The organism is Streptomyces sp. NPDC102462, from assembly GCF_044765425.1.
Taxonomy (GTDB): domain Bacteria; phylum Actinomycetota; class Actinomycetes; order Streptomycetales; family Streptomycetaceae; genus Streptomyces.
Genome location: NZ_JBIWKB010000015.1, coordinates 50,467 through 67,944, shown reverse-complemented (window position 1 = coordinate 67,944; position 17,478 = coordinate 50,467). Strand labels below are relative to the sequence as shown.

Sequence of the window (17,478 nt, the reverse complement as noted above, 5' to 3'; positions counted from 1 at the left end):
ACCCGCGCCCGGGAGTACGGCTGTCAGTCGCGGGTACGCCCGGCGAGCAGTACGAGCGACACGCTGGGCACGAGAAGGACGGCGAAGGCGGCGCCGTAACCCGCCAGTCCGGTCGAACCGGCCGCCCAGCAGGTGTTGAGCACGAGGGTGGACAGCCCCAGCACCCAGATCTGCCCGAGGTTCTGGTTGGTCTGCATCGCCGCGCCGGCATGGCCCCGCCGGCCCGGACGGCTGTGCGCGAGCGACAGCACGATGAGGGACGGCTCCAGCATGCCCATGCCGATGGCGGCCAGGGGCATCGCGGCGGCAGCGGTGAGGGACGGCACGCCGGGGAGCGTGCCGGCGACCGCCACCGCGATCGCGGCCGTCTGCACCATGGCGCCGAGCCGGACCAGCCGGTGCCGCGGCCAGCCCTCAAGCACCCGGCCCTGCACCCAGGAGGCGCCCGCCCACACCACGGAAGCACTGGTGAAGACCAGGCCGATGATGACCGCGGACACCTCCCTCTCGGCCACCAGCATCAGCGGGACGAACGCCTCCAGGGTGAAGAACACCCCCGATCCCAGGCCGCGCAGCAGGACGGTGGCGGGCAGTCCCGGGCGGGCCCGCCAGGTTCCGGTGGGCAGCAGCCGGGGGGCCAGGGCCACCAGAAGGACCAGTCCCCCGGCGGCGAACAGAGCGTGCTGGGCGTTCCAGCCCGACACGCCGTACTGGCCCAGTGCCGCGCCGACGCTCACGGCCGCGGCGATCAGCAGCGGGGGGCGCGGCGCGGGCTCGTCGGCCTGCTCGTCCGCCGCCCAGGTACGCCCGCGCCCAAGGACCGCCACCAGCGCGAGCGCCGGTATCAGCGTCAGCGCGGCCAGGCCGTAGAACACACCGCGCCACGACCACCATTCGGTCACCAGCCCGGCCAGAGGCGGGCCTGTGAGGGACGGGACGATCCAGCTGGCGCTCATCAGGGCCAGCGCGCGGGGACGCAGCCGGGACGGATAGGCCTCGCCGATGGCGGTGTTGACCGACACGGCGACCATGCCGGCCACCAGTCCGTCGAGGAAGCGCCCGGCCGCGAGCTGCCATACGGAGGTGCTGGTGGCGGCCACCAGCAGGGTGACCACGGTCAGCGCCATGCCGGTGGCCAGCGGCCGGGGCGCCCCGGACCGGTCGGCCCAGTTCCCGCCCACGACGCCACCGAGCAGACTCGCCGCCACGAAGCAGCCCGCCACCAACGGGAACAGGGCGACACCGTCCAGTGCCTCGGCCGCCGTCGGCAGGGTGGGGACCACGGCCAGCGCGGCGAAGCCGGTGAGGAACATCGTCGCGGCGAAGGTGACCGTGGCGGCCAGGTAGGAACGGGAGAACAGACCTTCCGCGGGCTGCTGTTCCTCTGGCCGTGCCAGGGATTTCTGCTCAGACATCGTTGCCGTTCTGGGAGAGTCCGGTGAGCGGGTCGCCTTGCAGGCCCTGCGTCCGCACCCGCGCGCCTGACTCCCGGGAACCTAGTGATCACAGCGAGTCGACGTCAAGTGGTCCAGACCAAATTCCGCGCCTCGTGCCCGTGATCGCGGTCGCGGTGGCGGGTGATTGCGGGGATGCTGGCAGGGAGGCGTGGCCGGATTCGTGTGGGCACGGCTGGGCAGGGAGGCGATGGCCATGGCAGCGATACCCACCAGGACGACACAGCAAGGGCACCGCACCAAAGCACTCAGCGGCGCCTCCTCGGCCGCCGGGGCCATGATGACGCTCAGCGGGGCGCTCAGCGTCATCATGGGCGTGTCCGGCGTCGCACAGGACACCCTGTTCGCCGGCTCGGCCGGCTACACCTACTGGTTCGACCTGACCACCTGGGGCGTGATCCACCTCGTCGTCGGGGCGGTGCTCCTCGTATCCGGTCTGGGCGTCCTGGCGGACAAGAGCTGGGGGCGCGGGGTCGGCGCGGCGATGGCGGCGATAAGCCTGATCACCCAGTTCATGTTCGTGCCGCACTATCCGGCATGGGCGATCCCCATGATGACACTCGATCTCCTGATCCTGTTCGCGCTGACCAGGTTCCACATCGAGACCATCGGTGCCCGGTAGACCGGAACTCCGGCCGGACCCAGCGCACTCGGCCGGCTGCACGCGCGGTCGTGCCAGAGGACCGGCGCCGCGGACGACGTCACGTACAGCGCAGCAGGAGCATGAAACCGAAGTCCATGTGGAGCTGCTGGTGGCAGTGGAACAAGGACAGTCCCGGCTGGTCGGCGGTGAAGTCGAAGTCGAGGGACTGGTAGCCGCCGAGCATGACGACGTCCTTGCGCAGGCCATGGGTGGGGGTGCCGGCGACGTGGGTGACCTCGAAGGTGTGACGGTGCAGATGGAGGGGGTGGATGTCGTCGGTGGCGTTGCGGAACCGCAGCCGGTACCGCTTGCCGTGCTCGACGTCGAGCACCGGCTTGTCGGTGTCCATGGAGAAGGGGACGCCGTTGAGGGTCCAGATGTTGAATCCCTTGGCGGCGGCGTTGCGTTTCTCCACCAGGAAGTCGAACGTGCGATCAGGCCGCTGGGCGGTGCCGCCGGCCCGGGCGAATGTGCGGTAGTCCCAGATGAAGTCGGGCGGCGCCGTCCACTGCGGGGTACCGCCGCGGCCGGCGTATTCCACCACGGTGCCCATGCCGTTGTTCCGGTCGTCGTCGGACAGGTCCCCCAGCACCCAGACGCCCGGGTGATTCATCTCCACGAGAGCCGAGACGCGTTCGGCGGTGCCGATCCAGAGCACCGGCACGTCGGCCGGGCGGGGCACCGGGTTCCCGTCGAGCGCGACGACCTTGAAGGTGTGGCCGGGCAGGGCAAGGCTGCGGATCTCCGTGGCGCTGGCGTTGAGGACGTGGAACAGTACGCGCTGCCCGGACCTCACCTTGACCGGCCGGCCGTGGCCCAGCTTGCGGCCGTTGACGCTGAAGACCCGGTAGCCGACCTCGTAGCCGTGGGGCATTCCCTGCGCCAGTGAGTCGGCCATCGCCTTCTCGCCCCTGCGTTTCAGGTCCGGCACCGGGGAACCGGCCAGGAAGTGCTGGGCCATGTCCCCGCCATGGCTGAGAGAGGGCTCGAACTCCTTCAGTGTCAGGAACACTTCCTGGTCGTAGGCGCCGGGGTCGGCTCTCGGCTCGATGTAGACGGGGCCCGCCTGACCGGTGTAGGTGCTCCGGGCCAGGTCACCGTGTGCCGCCACATGGGTGTGATAGAAGCGGAAACCGGCCGGTCCGGGTGTGAACGACAGACGTCGCACTCCATGGGCCGGGATGAGCGGGGTGCCCTCCTCGGAAGCGCCGTCCACTTCGGCGGGAACGAACTGGCCGTGCCAGTGCAACAGCTCGGGGGTGCCGGTGTCGTTGTGGACGTCGACCACGACCGGACGGCCCTCGGTGAACCGCAGCAGCGGGCCGGGGAACTGCCCGTTGTAGGTGGTGGTGGAGACGACCGTGCCCGGAGCGAGCTCGACGCGCCCCGCCCCGATCCGCACCTCGTAATCCGCCTTGCCAAAGGCGGCAGACCGGGCGGCCGGCTCCGCGCCGCTGCACCCCGAGGCCGCGCCGACCCCGCCTCCGCCCAGCACAGCCAGACCGCCCACCTTGAGGACATCACGACGGGTCATCGGCACGGCCTGCTCCCTTCCGGCCCCGGCACGCCCAGTCGACTCCGGGAAACCTCAATTCCCACAACGGGAGAAATAGCCATGAAGGGCCCAGCCAAACCATGATTGTGCTGTTCAGAGCACCGTGATGTCAGCGGAGGCGCGACCCGTACCGGCGCATGCGGGGTGAGTTCGACGAGGACCTTTTCGCGAGGGTGGTGCCCTGCCAGACTCGTCGATCCGGCCGGCTGGGGCCGGTATGAGGTGACTTCGGAGGTCTCCAGGGTGAATGCGTGTGCCTTCTGCAGGATCGGGCTGGGCGAGATCGACGAGGAGTTGGTCGCCCACCGCTCGGAGCACGTCTTCGTCGTTCCCGCGCTCAAGCAGCGGCGGAAGAACCCTGGTCACGCCCTTGTCCTGCCGGTGTCTCATGTGACCGACCTGCATGACCTGCCGACTGATCTGCTGCATGAGGTTTTCGACGTCACGGCGAGAGTGACCTCGGCGGTGAAGGATGCCTATGGGGCCGTCGGAAGCACGGTCACGCAGAACAACCACATCCCGGGTCAGGTGCTGCATCACGTGCACGTTCATGTCGTCCCCCGGTTCGCGGACGACGCGTTCCGCATGCCTGACCCGGAAGTGCGCGAGGCGGCTCCAGATGTGCGGCGTGCCCGGGCCGCAGCCCTGCGGAAGGCATTGCGGTGACAGGGGTGCATGTCACCGGGCGGCGACGGCCTCGGGGGTTGCTGCCTCGTCCGCGGCAGCGGGGGCCGTGTTTCTCGGTCCGCGCAGCGCGATGTAGACGAACAGGGCACCCATGACGGCGACGCCGGCCCACATGGCCTGCTGCCATCCGTCGACGAAGGACTGCCGGGCGGCGTGGAGGAGGTCATGCGCGTGCGAGCCGGTGCTGCCCGCGACCTCGACGGCGTTGGCGATGCCTTCGCGGGCGGTGTCGGCGGGCCCCTGGGGGATGCCGTGCAGACGGTCGTCGATGGCGTTGCGATACCCGGCGGACAACAGCGCGCCGAGCAGGGCGACACCGAGGGCGGTACCGAACTCGCGGGTGACGTCGTTGAGCGCGGAGGCGACGCCCTGCTTCTCGCGCGGCAGTGAGCCGGTGATGGCCTCGGTGGAAGGCGTCATGGACAGACCCATGCCGATGCCCATGGCGAGCATGCCCGGCAGGATGGTCGGATAGCCGCCGTCGACGGAGACGAACAGGGCCATGAGGGCCAGTCCGGCGCCGGCCAGCGCGATGCCCACGGCCATCGTCGAGCGGGATCCGATGCCCGCGGCCAGCTTGGGTGCCAGGCCGGAGGCCATCATCATCATGACGGCCATGGGCATCAGCGCCACCGTGGACAGCAGGCCCGACCAGCCGAGCACAGCCTGGAAGAACGGGAAGAGGACCACGGCGATGCCCGCCTGGACCCCGAAGACCACCAGCAACGTGATCGAGCCGCCGGCCAGGCCCCGCTCCCGGAACAGCCGCACGTCCAGCAGCGAGGCATCGCGGCGGTGTACTTCCCAGGCCACGAAGCCGAGGGCGGCGACGACGCCGACGGCGAGGCCGATCAGCGTCGCGGGTGCCGTCCAGCCGCGCTCGGGGCCCTCCTGCAGGACGAAGATGAGACCGACCACGGCGACGGTGGAGACCAGCGCGCCGACGGTGTCGAAGCTGTGGGCGGAGTGCTCGCGGGAGTTGGGCACCGACTTCAGGGTCATGGCCAGGGCGACGACGACCAGGACGACGGGCAGGAGGAACAGCCGGCGCCAGTCGGCGACATCGACCAGGAGCGCGGACAGGAACATGCCCAGGATGCCGCCGCCTCCGGCGACGCCGGTCCACACGCCGATCCCCTTGCCGCGCTGGTCCTCGGGAAAGGTGGAGGTGATCACGGCGAGGGTGATCGGCATGATCATCGCTGCGCCGACGCCGCTGGCCACGCGTGCCGCCAGCATGACCTCCGCCGTCGGGGCCAGTCCGGCCGCGACGCTTGCGGCACCGAAGACACCCAGTCCGGCGATCAGCATGGGTTTGCGGCCCAGCCGGTCACCCATGGCGCCGAGCGGCAGCAGCAGCGCGGCCAGGGTCAGGGTGTAGATGTTGATGATCCACAGGACGGTGCCCTGCGAGGCGCCGAACTCGACGGCCATGTGGGTCTGCGCGACGTTCAGTCCGGACACCGACGCGATGACGGCCATCAGCGCGACGGAGACGGCGATCAGGATCGAGTTCAGCTGACGCGCGTCCGGCACGCCGCCGGTTGCCTGTGCGGATGCCTCCGGTGAGGGCTGGTGCGTACTCATGGATTCCTCTCAGAAAGGGCATGCGGAGTCGGCGCCGGAGCAAGGCCGGTCGCCGAAGGGAAGGTGCGGGGTCCGAACACCGCGCACCGGGCCACCGCGCACCGCCGGGCGCGGTGGCCCGGTGGTGTCCGGGTGTCAGTGGGTGGTGGTCTCGCCCTGCGCGGCGGCCAGCGCCGCGTCGGTGTCCGCGGTGGCCAGCAGGGCGTTGATGTGGGAGCCCGCCAGGGCTCCGGCGGCGGCCGAGGCGCCGACCTGGGCCGCGAGGTCGGTGGCGTTGCCGGCCACCCACACGCCCGCCACCTCGGTGGTGCCGGCGGTGCCGGAGGCGAAGCGGCACCCCATGCCGTCGGGCAGCTCCTCCATGGGCAGCTTCAGTCCGTGCAGGCCCTCGGCGCGGGCCTGCATCCGTGTGGCGACGGCGAGGACGCGGCGCGCCACGAACGTGCCGTCGGCCAGGCGCACCCCCGCGACACCGCCGTCCTCGCCCTCGACGACTTCCCGCACCGGGGCATCGACGACACGGATGCCCCGGGCTGCGAAGCGCGCGCGGGTGCCCTCGTCCAGGTCGGTGTCGCGGGTGAAGTAGACGAGGTCGTCGGTGAGCTGACGGAACAGCAGCGCGTGGTGGACCGAGGCCGGTCCGGTGGCGAGGATGCCGATGGGCTCGTCGCGCACCTCCCAGCCGTGGCAGTAGGGGCAGTGCACCACGCCCTGTCCCCAGTGCCCGGCGAGCCCGGGCACGTCGGGCAGTACGTCCCGCAGACCGGTGGCCACCAGCAGACGGCGCGCCGTCACCGTGCGGCCGTCGGCCAGGGTGACGGTGAACCGCAGGTCTGCGTCGGGCGCCGGGTCGGCCGGTTCGGCCGAGGCCACCTCGCCGAGGACGATCCGGCCGCCGTACTCGCGTACCTGTTCCCGTCCCCGCTTCAGGATCTCCGCGGGCGGCATACCGTCCAGGACGATGAAACCGTGCATGGCCGCCGCGGGCGCGTTGCGCGGGGTGCCGCTGTCGATCACGACGACCGAACGGCGGGAGCGGGCGAGCATCAGCGCACCGTTCAGTCCCGCGGCGCCGCCGCCGATCACCACGACGTCCACCGTCTCCCCGGGCAACGCGTCGCTCGCGTACGCCGAAGTCGTCACACTCATGGCTCGCACCTTTCCTTGCGCCCGGCCCCGGCCGCTCCGGACCGGCTGCACACGACGCTAAGCCCGGTTTGCACATTGGGCATACGATGTTGCCCATGACGCAAGAAGATGGTGATCTGGACAGCCTCGTACGCAAACGGATCCGCGCGCTGCGGGTCGCACAGGGCTGGTCCCTGGAGGAGCTGGCCACCCGCGCCAACCTCAGCCAGTCGTCGCTGAGCCGCATCGAGAACGGCCGGCGGCGCCTTGCCCTGGATCAGCTCGTCACCCTCGCCCGCGCCCTGGACACCAGCCTCGACCAGCTCGTCGAGACCGCCGCCGACGACGTCGTCACCAGCCCGATGATCGACGGCGCCCACGGGATCATGCGGTGGCCCATCAAGGGCGACCCCGGGATGACCGTCGTACGCCGGCGTATGACCGAACCGCCGCCCGACAACCCCGCCCGCATGCGTGCCCACCCCGGCCGGGAATGGCTCGTCGTCCTGTCCGGCACCGCGATCCTCATGCTCGGCCACCGCCGCTTCCGCGTCGGGACCAACCAGGCCGCCGAGTTCCCCACGATGATGCCGCACGCCATCGGCGCCGAAGGCGGTCCGTGCGAGATCCTGGGCGTCTTCGACCGCGACGCCCGCCGCGGCCACCAGCGTGAGGGCGGCGACGGCGACACCCAAGACGCCTGAGCATGGCAGCGCGGGCCGCGCCATGGCCTTCACGGATGTGCGGTTTTGCGTGTCCGGCAGCACAGAACACCAATGTCTTGCGTCATGCGAAAGCAACCGTGCCCGACACGCATGGCGGCCCTAGTGTGACGGCATGACCCAGGCGCACCAGCACACACCCCACCACGGCGCTCGGCACGGCCACCACCAGGACCACGACAGCGACGACCAGGCGCAGCTCCTCGACCTGGACGCCGAGGTGCTTGCCGAACACATGGCCTCCATCACCGCATGGCTCCCCCTGAAGACCGCGCCGCGCCAGATCGTGGACCTGGGCTGCGGCACGGGGGCGGGCACCTTCGCGCTGCTGGACCGCTTCCCCGATGCACACGTCACCGCCGTCGACGCAGCGGCCGGACATCTCCAGCGCCTGCGTGAGAAGGCGTGCGCCCGCGGCGTGGCGGAGCGCGTGCGCACCGTACAGGCCGACCTCGACCACGCCGACTGGCCCGGTCTGGGCCTTCCTGACCTGGTGTGGGCCTCGGCCTCGATGCATCACATGGCCGACCCCGACCGCGCCCTGCGCAAGGTCCACAGGATGCTCGCGCCCGGCGGCCTGTTCGCCGTGGTCGAGCTGGCCGGCCTCCCCCGCTTCCTGCCGGAGTCCGCCCCCGCGGACCGGCCGGGTCTGGAAGAGCGCTGCCATGCCGCGACCGACCGCTTCCATGCCGAGCACGTGTCCCATCGCGGCGCCGACTGGGGGCCGATGCTGACCGCCGCCGGGTTCACGGTCGAAGGCGAACGCACCGTCGCCGTGCACATCGAGGGCTCCCACAGCGAAGCGATCGGCCGCTATGCCCTCGGCACCCTGCGGCGCCTGCGCGGCACCGTCGCCGGAGTGCTCGGCGCCGAGGACATCGCCGCGCTGGACCGGCTTCTGGACACCGACGGCCCGCACAGCATCCTGCGCCGCGACGACCTGGCGGTACGCACCGAACGCACGGTCTGGGCCGCACGCCGCACCTGACTCGCCGCACGCCGCACCTGACTCGCCGCACGCCGCACCTGATGCTCAGCACCCAGAGCGTTCTTCAGGATCGGCTCGGCCGGGCGAAGGTGGTGTGGTGGCGAGGTCAGAGGGCGGCTCGGCCGTGTCTCCAGTAGCCGCGGAAGGTGATGTCGGAGCGGGGGACGCCGCGTTCGCCGACGAGATACCGGCGAACGCCGGCGGCCAGTGCGGCCTCGCCCGCCACCCAGGTGTAGAAGGAGCCTTCCGGGAGCCGGGCGTTCCGCACGGCCCGCAAGGCGAGAGAGCCCGGCTTCGTCGGGGAATCGGCGTCGACGCCGCGGGGCAGCCAGTGGATCGTGGTCCCCGGCGGCGCGGTGACGTCGCGTCGGATGTCGTCATCGGCGGGCACTTCGAGGAAGACCTCGGCGGGCAGCGCATCGGCGCAGTCCTCCAGGATGGCGAGGATCGCCGGCAGCGCGCTCTCGTCGCCGACGAGGAGCTGCCACCCGGCGCCTGCGGTCGGCCGGTAGCTGTACCCCTCGTCGAGGAACGCAACCTGATCGCCGGGCTCGGCCGCCAGCGCCCAGGCGGTCCCGGGCGCGTCCGGCCCGTCCCGCTCGTGCAGGGAGATCTCGATGTCGAACGCGGAGGTCTCCGGCCGGAAGCGGCGGATCGAGTACGACCTGACGCGCGGGCGCCGCCTGCCGCTCAGCAGGGTGCGCTGGAGCATCCACCGTTCGCTGGTCGGCAGCACGACGTCGTCGTTGCCGGGATCGGCGAAGAACAGGCGGCCCGACTGGTCGTAGCCGTACCGCTCCAGGTGTCGGACGTCGTCGCCGCCCAGCGTGATGGACCGGAAGTGCGGGCTGACCCGCTCGCCGGCCCGGACCGTGAGGGTCAGCATCCGCCGGTGGCGTGGGCGCTGGGGCGCGGGTGCCATCACTGTCGGCTTCCTCCGCTGTCCGCTTGGGTGTCGGTGCTCATGAGAGTCACTGTCCGCCCCGCGCCGGCCGACGCACCACCGGTAGGCTGTCACCCGATGCCGAAAAGCCGCCAACCTTCTCCGAAGTGCTCCGTACCGCAGGCCATGCCCAGCGGAGCCGGTTGGCTGCCGCACGGCTACCACCTCGACCCCCACACCCACGACCACGGCCAGCTCGTCTACGCGGCCGCCGGGACACTGGCCACCACGACCGAGCGCGGCACCTGGGTCGCCCCGGCCAACCGCATGACATGGACGCCGCCCGGCTTCGCCCACTCCCACCGTTTCTACGGCCGCACCGACGTACGCCTGCTGACCGTCCCGATCGAGTGGTGCGGCGAACTCGTGGAACATCCCAGCGTGTTCGCCGTCAGCCCGTTGCTGCGCGAGGCCGTCCTGGCGCTGACCGACGACCGGCCCGAGGCCCGTCCTGGCGCACACAGGCGGCTGTTCGCGGTGGTCGTCGACGAACTCTCCGACACTCCCGAGCAGTCCCTGCACCTGCCCGAGCCCGGCGACGACCGGCTCCGCGCCGTCACCGACCTCCTGCACGCCGACCCCGCAAGGACCGCGACCCTGGCCGAGCTGGGCCGCATCGCAGGAGCCAGCGAGCGCACCCTGAGCCGTCTGTTCCACACCGAACTCGGCATGAGCTTCCACCGCTGGCGCACCACTTTGCGCATCCACCACGCCCTGGCACACCTCACCGACGGCATGTCGGTCACCGACACCGCGGTGGCGTGCGGGTGGTCCAACCCGTCGAGCTTCATCGACGCCTTCAGCGAGGTCGTCGGCCAGACCCCGGGCAGCTACCAGGCAGACCTGCGCAACAGCCCGACGTCGCCGTAGCGGGCGGGCCCGCCGACCGCGTCAGGTTGGCGGGTTTCCGGTACCGGGTGTCCCTTCACCGGTGGTCGATGACCGACCTCGCGTTCCACAGTGGTGATCAGTGCGCCGCGCCACCGGGCGGGCACGGCCGTCCGCCTTCTGGCACGTTCGGCCCCCTTTTTCTCTGCGAGGAGTTCGAAAACACATGATCAGAACCGGCAAGGACGCGACCGTCGTGATCGTGGGAGGCGGCGTCGCCGGACTCGCACTCGGCACGTTCCTGCTGCGGAGCGGCATCGGGTGCACAGTCCTCGAAAAGCACAGCCGCGCCTACGTGGAACAGCGCCAGCGGGCCGGATCCCTCGACGCCGACGGGGTACGCGTGCTGCGCGAGTGGGGCATCGGCGAGGTCGTGGAGGGCTACGGCCACGGTGACTCCGGGTCGGGCATGCCGCTGCTGATCGACGGGGTGCGGCGGCAGTGGCGGACGGGCGACGACGACGCGGATGACGTGGACGGCGCGTACTGCCCCCAGCAGGTCCTCGTCCGGAACCTCATCAAGGTGTTCCTCCGAGACGGAGGCGATCTTCGCTTCGAGGCGGCGGACGTGTCGCTCCACGGCATCGACACCGAGCACCCCGAGGTTCGCTACCGGGACTCCGCCGGCGCGACGAAGACCGTCGGCTGCGACTTCGTCGCCGGCAGCGACGGCTACCGTGGCGTCAGCAGGACGGCCGTCCCCGCCGACGTCCTCACCTGCTCCGCCCATGAGTTCGGGTACGCCTGGCTGTCGGTCATGGCGGAGGTGCCGGCGGATCCGCTGGCCGTGCTGGCAGTGCACGAGCGCGGCTTCGCCGCGCAGATCACCCGCGGTCCGGACGCGAGCCGTCTCTACTTGCAGTGCCCGCTCACCGACACCGTCGAACAGTGGCCGGACGAACGCGTCTGGAGCGAACTGGAGGCTCGTTTCGGTCAGCCCGTGGCACCCAGGGGTCCGATCACGAGCAAGCAGGTCGTGCCGCTGCGCGCGGTGGTGTTCAGCCCCATGAGCTACGGCAGGCTCCATCTGCTCGGGGACGCGGCCCACCTCATCCCGCCGATGAGCGCGCAAGGCATGACTCTCGCCCTTCACGACGCCGATGTATTCGCCCGGGCGGTCGTCCAGCAGGTGGAGAAGCACGATTCCACACTGCTCGACACCTACTCCGACACCTGTCTGACCCACACATGGCGGCGGCAGGCGTCCGCGGTCTGGATGACCGAGACGATGCACGACTCCGGTGACACCTCCTACGCAGGGGAGTTCCGCAAGCAGATCGCCCGGAAGAACCTGGAAACCATGCTGGAGCCGTTGCCCGTGCATCGCCCGTCCAGGTGATTCGGCGAACGGCCGGACGGCTCCGACCGGTTCGGGGCGCCCCGGGTTCCACACGATGCGGCGCGCGCCGGCGGCGCAGGAACCGGCCGCCCCGCTGCCGCCGGCCGTACGACCGCCGCCGTTCGACCCGTGGCGGCGGGCGTGTCACCCTCCCGTGGGTGTCACCAGCCCCGTCTCGTAGGCGATGACCACCGCCTGGGCGCGGTCGCGCAGGTTCAGCTTGGTGAGGATGCGGGAGACATGTGTCTTGACGGTGGCCTCGGACAGCTGGAGGCGTTCGGCGAGTTCGGCGTTGCTCAGGCCCTGGGCCAGTTGGCGCAGCACGTCGAGTTCCCGGGGAGTGAGCGCCGCAAGGCTGCGGTGCAGCGCCCGGCCCTCCGGGTCCCGGCGGGCGAACCGCTCGACGAGCCGACGGGTGATGGCGGGTGCCAACAGGGCGTCGCCCGCGCGGACCGTGCGGACGGCGGCCACCAGGTGTTCGGGCGTGACGTCCTTGAGGAGGAAGCCACTGGCCCCGGCGGACAGCGCCGCGTACACGTACCGGTCGAGGTCGAACGTGGTCAGTATGACCACCCGCGGCTCGTCGGGGGCGCCGGACAGGATCCGCCGGGTGGCCTCAAGGCCGTCCATCTCGGGCATCCGGATGTCCATCAGCACCACGTCCGGCCGGGCGGCGCGGACGGTGTCGACGGCTTCGAGGCCGTTGGTCGCCTCGGCGACGACGTCGATGCCGTCGGCGGTGAGGATCATCCGGAAACCGGTCCGCACCAGCGCCTGGTCGTCGGCGACCACGACGCGCAGCGGTTCCGTCACACTTCCTCCAGGGGAATCAGGGCCTTGACCCGGTAGCCGCCCAGGGGGCGCGGTCCGGTGCGCAGGGTGCCGCCGTAGAGGGCGAGCCGTTCGCGCAGGCCGATCAGTCCGCGCCCGTTGCCCCCGGCCGCGGTGGGACTCGGACCGCCGCCCGTGTCGCTGATCTCTACGGTGAGCCGATCGGCGGCGTAGTCGACGAAGACGGCGGCGCTGGCGCCGTGTGCGTGCTTGACGGTGTTGGTCAGCGCCTCCTGCACGACCCGGTACACGGCCAGGCCGACGCCGTCGGGCACCGGGCGCGGGGTGCCGGTCACCGTCAGCTCCACCGGCAGGCCGGCCCTGCGGGTGCGTCCGACCAGGGCCTCCACCTGGTCGAGGCCGGGCTGCGGGACCAGTTCCGCGCCCGGCTCCGGGGGTGCGGAGCCGGGCGAATCCATCGTCAGCAGGCCCATCACGTGCCGCAGTTCGCCCATGGCGGACCGCCCGCCCGCCTCCACCGCGAGCAGCGCCTCGCGGGCCTGCTCGGGCGAGGCGTCCATGATCTTGCGGGCGGCGCCGGCCTGGATGACCATCATGCTGACGTTGTGCGTGACCACGTCGTGCAGTTCCCGGGCGATCCTCGCGCGTTCCTCCTGGACCGCGCGGTGCAGGGCCTCGGCCTGTTCGTGCTCGACCGCGGACAGCCTGGCCCGGCTCTCGGCGGCGCGCAGCTTCCAGGCGCGCAGCCCCAGCGCGGCCATCATCATCGGCACCAGGATCAGCAGGGGCGCGTACTGCGTGGGCACGATGGGCACGGCGGGCGCGACGCTGACGTACTGCGTGGGCGGCGTGCCAGAACCCGCGTCGCCGACCGTGCTGACCAGCAGGACCGCGACCGGCAGGCTGGCCAGGGTCGCCACCCGGTAGGGGCTGTAGGCGGCGGCGCTGTAGGCCGCGATGACGCAGGAGTAGAAGGTGAGGCGGGCCGCGCTGTCCGGGGTCAGGGCGGTGGCGGCCATGACGGTCCACAGCACGGCCAGCGGCCATCGGCGGCGCAGCACCAGCGGGGCGGAGGCCAGGAACGCCAGGCTCAGCAGGGCGACCCAGTCCACCGGCCGGTCCGGTGAGTCGATGGGGACGGGGCGGTCGTGCCGCGCCTCCCAGCCGTGCAGGTTGTCCAGGACGTACTGGGCGGCCGCGCCGCACAGGACGAGAGCGAGCACGAGGTCGAACAGTCTGCCTCGGCGGGTCTGGATCGGCGGCGGCCCGGTGGGGCGGGTGAGCGCGCCGACTGCCTCCCGCAGGCGGTCCCGCACCGACGTCTTCATCACCGGGCCATTGTGTCCGACCGGCCGGGCCGCGGGCATCCGTCCCGGCGGTGGGCGGGTCATCCCCGGCGCGTACATCCCAAGGATGACGTCTGTGGGCATCATCCGCGCGCGGTACGGAAGTTACCCCGCTGGACCGTCGTGCCCCGGGCCGCCCCCCGCCTAGCGTGAAAGGCGCCCGATGCGCGGACCGAGGGAGAGGCCCATGACCACACCGGTGATCGAACTGTGCGACGTCAGTCGCCGCTACGACGCCGGGCCGCCGGCACTGCGGGACGCCTCACTGACCGTGCGGGCGGGTGAGTCCGTGGCGATCCTCGGTCCGTCCGGCAGCGGCAAGTCGACGATGCTGAACCTCATCGCCGGCCTGGACCGCCCGGACAGCGGCACCGTCAGCGTGGACGGGGTCCGCGTCGACCGGCTCGGCGAGGCCGGCTCGGCCAAGTACCGGCGCTCGAAGATCGGCATGGTCTTCCAGTTCTTCAACCTGCTCGACGACCTGACCGTCCTCGACAATGTGGTCCTTCCCGCGCAGCTGGCCGGCATGAAGCGCCGCGAGGCGCAGCGCCGTGCCGGGCAGCTGCTGGAGTCGCTGGGCATCGCCCGGCACGCCGACGCCTTCCCGGGCCGGCTGTCCGGCGGTCAGCGGCAGCGGGTCGCCGTGGCCCGGGCGCTGATGAACCGGCCGCCGCTGCTGCTCGCCGACGAGCCGACCGGTGCGCTGGACTCCGCCTCCGGCGAGGACGTCGCCGAGCTGCTGCGGGAGCTCAACGCCGAGGGGCAGACCATCGTCGTGGTCACCCACGATCTGGCGCTGGCGCAGTCCTGCACGAAGCGCACCGTCCAGCTGGTCGACGGCCGGATCACCGCGGACGTGCCCGCGGAGGCCGCCCGATGAGCGCTCTGGGCCGGGTGGTCCGCTCCGGTGTGGCCCGCCGCCGGGTGCCGACGGTGGTGATCGTGCTGGCCACGATGATGGCGGTCACCGCGTCCGTCCTGGGCGGTGCGCTGCTCGTCGCCTCCGACGCGCCCTTCGACAAGGCCTTCGCACGGCAGCACGGCTCCCATCTGACCGCGCAGTTCGACGCGGCCACCGCCACTGCCGCCCAGCTGTCGGCCACCGCGGACACCGCGGGAGTCGACACCTCGTCCGGCCCGTTCCCCACCGCGTCCGTCACACCGCACATCAACGACGCCACCGTGGCGCCGTTGTCGGTCGTCGGCCGTAATTCCCCCGGCGGTTCCGTCGACCGGATCGCGGTCACCGAGGGGCGCTGGGCGAACGGGCCGGGCGAGATCGTGCTGTCGGCCGACTCGGGGCTGATCGCGCCCCTCGGCCTTGAGTTCCGGTTCCCGGACCTGCCGGGCGGTCCCACGCTGAAGGTGGTCGGGGTGGCCCGCTCGGTCAGTCGTACGGCGGACGGCTGGGTGACGTCGTCCCAGCTGGCCGCGCTGACCCCGGACGGCAGGCCCGCCGGGTACCAGATGCTGTACCGGTTCACGCGGGCCGACACGGCCGCGCAGGTCGACCGGGGCCGGGCCGCCATCGCCGCCGCCGCGCCGAAGGGGGCGATGGCCGGTGCGCAGTCCTGGCTCGCCATCAAGAAGGTATCGGTGCGGGACACCTCGCTCTTCGTGCCGTTCCTGGTGGCGTTCGGGATCCTCGGCCTGGTGATGTCGGTGCTGATCGTCGGCAACGTGGTCGCGGGCACGGTCGGGACGGGGCTGCGCCGGATCGGCGTGCTCAAGGCTGTCGGGTTCACGCCCGGTCAGGTGGTCCGTGCCTATATGAGTCAGGCGCTGCTGCCGGCCGTCGTGGGCACGGTGCTGGGTGTCGTCGCGGGTCATCTGCTCGCGGTGCCGGTGCTGTCGGAAACCGCCGACGCGTACGGCACGGCGGGGCTCGGCGTCGACTGGTGGGTCGATGTCGCCGTGGTGGCCGGGACGCTGGGCGTCGTGGCGCTGGCCGCGTGCGTGAGCGCCTGGCGGGCCGGGCGGCTGCGGACGGTCGACGCGCTGGCCGTGGGCCGCACGCCGGCTCCCGGCCGGGGCCGCCGGGCGGCGCGGCTCGCCGGGCGGCTGCCGCTGCCGCGGCCGGTGACGCTCGGACTGGCCCGGCCCTTCGCCCGGCCTGCGCGTACCGCCTCGGTGGTCGCGGCGGTTGTGTTCGGCGCCGCGGCCGTCACCTTCGCGACCGGGCTGGCCGCCTCGCTCAGCGAGGTGGTGACCGCGCAGGACCACAACGCGGCCGATGTGACGACCGGCGTGAGCGGTCCCCAGGCCGGTCCTGGCGGTCCGGGCGGGCCGGGCGGCGGCCGGCGGTCCGCTTCGGCCGACCCCGCGGCGGTGGACGCCGCGATCGCGGCCCAGCCGGGCACCGGCCGCCACTACGCCACCGCCACCACCGAGGCCACCGTGGCGGGTGTCACCGGGTCCACGAGTGTCGTCGCGGTCACCGGCGACGCCTCCTGGGGCGGCTATGCGATGGTGTCCGGCCGGTGGTTCGAGAAGGCCGGCGAGGCGGTGGTGCCGACGCCGTTCCTGACCGCGACGGACAGCGACATCGGCGACCGGGTCACCCTCCAGGTGGACGGCCGCCCGGTCACCGTGCGGATCGTGGGCGAGGTCCTGGACACCCGCAACGGCGGCATGCAGGTCTTCACCGACGCCGCGACGCTGAAGGCAGCCGCACTGGACCTGGCGGCGTCCAGCCAGTACATCGACGTCAAGCCGGGGACCGATGTGGGCGACTACGTCCGGTCGCTGAACGCGGCGCTGGAACCGCTGGGCACCGTGTCGACCAGCGAGAAGAGCCGCAGCGACAGCGACACCGTCGTCATCCTCAACTCGCTGACCGCGCTGCTGACGCTGATGCTCGTCGCGGTGGCCGGGCTCGGTGTGCTCAACGGGGTCGTCCTCGACACCCACGAACGCATCCGTGACCTCGGGGTGAGCAAGGCGCTCGGCATGACGCCCCGGCAGACCATCGCCATGGTCGTGACCTCCGTGGTGCTGTCCGGGCTGGCGGGCGGACTGCTGGGCATGCCCATCGGCGTGGCCGTGCACGACGCGGTCCTGCCGGCCATGGGCCGCAGCGCCGGCCTGAACCTGCCGGACTCCGTGATCGCCATCTACCACACGCCCGGACTCGTGCTGCTCGCTCTCGGCGGTGTGGTCATCGCGGTGCTCGGCTCCCTGCTGCCGGCGGGCTGGGCGGCCCGCACCCGCACGGCGACCGCGCTACGCGCCGAATGACGGCCGCGGGGCTCGGGGACGGCCGTCCCCGAGCCCCGCGGATCCGGGCGCGCGCCCGGCTCGCCCCTCCCCCGCAGCGGGGGTCCGTCCGCCCGGGCCGGGCGGGTCCCGCTATGAGCAGGGAGTCTCCGATGCGCCGTGCGCCGCTCGGGCCGTGCGCCCGGCCGCC

At 72.0% G+C, this 17,478-nt stretch carries 15 protein-coding genes; 8 read left to right on the top strand and 7 right to left on the bottom strand.

Annotated elements, in window-relative coordinates; translation table 11 throughout:
* Positions 1–23: 23 nt before the first annotated feature.
* Positions 24–1,415 (bottom strand): MFS transporter, encoded by a 1,392-nt coding sequence (locus tag ACIRFL_RS15585; protein WP_404028460.1) that lies wholly within the window; start codon positions 1,413–1,415, stop codon positions 24–26.
* A 235-nt stretch (positions 1,416–1,650) separates the two neighbouring features.
* Between ACIRFL_RS15585 and ACIRFL_RS15580 the strand changes: the two genes are divergently transcribed.
* Positions 1,651–2,076 (top strand): hypothetical protein, encoded by a 426-nt coding sequence (locus tag ACIRFL_RS15580; protein WP_404028457.1) that lies wholly within the window; start codon positions 1,651–1,653, stop codon positions 2,074–2,076.
* A gap of 79 nt (positions 2,077–2,155) precedes the next feature.
* On the opposite strand, the gene ACIRFL_RS15575 is transcribed toward ACIRFL_RS15580, so the two are convergent.
* The gene (locus ACIRFL_RS15575) at positions 2,156–3,631 is read right to left on the bottom strand and encodes a multicopper oxidase family protein (RefSeq protein ID WP_404028454.1); all 1,476 of its coding nucleotides are present in this window, start codon (positions 3,629–3,631) and stop codon (positions 2,156–2,158) included.
* 243 nt (positions 3,632–3,874) lie between these two features.
* On the opposite strand from ACIRFL_RS15575, the gene ACIRFL_RS15570 reads away from it, so the two are divergent.
* Positions 3,875–4,318, top strand: a complete 444-nt coding sequence (locus ACIRFL_RS15570; protein ID WP_404028451.1) for an HIT family protein — start codon at positions 3,875–3,877, stop codon at positions 4,316–4,318.
* A gap of 12 nt (positions 4,319–4,330) precedes the next feature.
* Here ACIRFL_RS15570 and ACIRFL_RS15565 read toward each other — a convergent pair whose 3' ends face one another.
* Positions 4,331–5,926: an MFS transporter gene (locus ACIRFL_RS15565; RefSeq protein ID WP_404028448.1), complete on the bottom strand. Its 1,596-nt coding sequence runs from the start codon at positions 5,924–5,926 to the stop codon at positions 4,331–4,333.
* 135 nt (positions 5,927–6,061) lie between these two features.
* Positions 6,062–7,075, bottom strand: coding sequence for an NAD(P)/FAD-dependent oxidoreductase (locus ACIRFL_RS15560; protein ID WP_404028445.1), 1,014 nt, complete (start codon positions 7,073–7,075; stop codon positions 6,062–6,064).
* Between the two features lie 95 nt (positions 7,076–7,170).
* Between ACIRFL_RS15560 and ACIRFL_RS15555 the strand changes: the two genes are divergently transcribed.
* The gene (locus ACIRFL_RS15555) at positions 7,171–7,758 is read left to right on the top strand and encodes a helix-turn-helix domain-containing protein (protein ID WP_404028441.1); all 588 of its coding nucleotides are present in this window, start codon (positions 7,171–7,173) and stop codon (positions 7,756–7,758) included.
* 133 nt (positions 7,759–7,891) lie between these two features.
* On the top strand, positions 7,892–8,764 hold the full coding sequence (locus tag ACIRFL_RS15550; RefSeq protein ID WP_404028439.1) for a class I SAM-dependent methyltransferase: 873 nt from the start codon (positions 7,892–7,894) through the stop codon (positions 8,762–8,764).
* 106 nt (positions 8,765–8,870) lie between these two features.
* Here the strand turns inward: ACIRFL_RS15550 and ACIRFL_RS15545 are convergent, their stop codons facing one another.
* Positions 8,871–9,686: a siderophore-interacting protein gene (locus ACIRFL_RS15545; RefSeq protein WP_404028437.1), complete on the bottom strand. Its 816-nt coding sequence runs from the start codon at positions 9,684–9,686 to the stop codon at positions 8,871–8,873.
* 147 nt (positions 9,687–9,833) lie between these two features.
* Between ACIRFL_RS15545 and ACIRFL_RS15540 the strand changes: the two genes are divergently transcribed.
* Complete coding sequence (locus tag ACIRFL_RS15540) at positions 9,834–10,577, top strand: helix-turn-helix domain-containing protein (protein WP_404028434.1); 744 nt, start codon at positions 9,834–9,836, stop codon at positions 10,575–10,577.
* Between the two features lie 184 nt (positions 10,578–10,761).
* A complete protein-coding gene (locus ACIRFL_RS15535) occupies positions 10,762–11,934 on the top strand; it encodes a 4-hydroxybenzoate 3-monooxygenase (protein WP_404028432.1) in 1,173 nt (390 codons plus the stop codon).
* A gap of 144 nt (positions 11,935–12,078) precedes the next feature.
* Here ACIRFL_RS15535 and ACIRFL_RS15530 read toward each other — a convergent pair whose 3' ends face one another.
* Positions 12,079–12,747: a response regulator gene (locus tag ACIRFL_RS15530; RefSeq protein WP_404028430.1), complete on the bottom strand. Its 669-nt coding sequence runs from the start codon at positions 12,745–12,747 to the stop codon at positions 12,079–12,081.
* Positions 12,744–14,054 carry a sensor histidine kinase gene (locus tag ACIRFL_RS15525; RefSeq protein WP_404028672.1) on the bottom strand — a complete coding sequence of 437 codons (1,311 nt, stop codon included), beginning with the start codon at positions 14,052–14,054 and terminating at the stop codon, positions 12,744–12,746. Before ACIRFL_RS15525 ends, ACIRFL_RS15530 begins: the two co-directional genes overlap by 4 nt.
* A 205-nt stretch (positions 14,055–14,259) precedes the next feature.
* On the opposite strand from ACIRFL_RS15525, the gene ACIRFL_RS15520 reads away from it, so the two are divergent.
* Positions 14,260–14,952: an ABC transporter ATP-binding protein gene (locus ACIRFL_RS15520; protein ID WP_404028429.1), complete on the top strand. Its 693-nt coding sequence runs from the start codon at positions 14,260–14,262 to the stop codon at positions 14,950–14,952.
* Positions 14,949–17,309, top strand: coding sequence for an ABC transporter permease (locus tag ACIRFL_RS15515; protein WP_404028427.1), 2,361 nt, complete (start codon positions 14,949–14,951; stop codon positions 17,307–17,309). Before ACIRFL_RS15520 ends, ACIRFL_RS15515 begins: the two co-directional genes overlap by 4 nt.
* Positions 17,310–17,478: the final 169 nt, after the last annotated feature.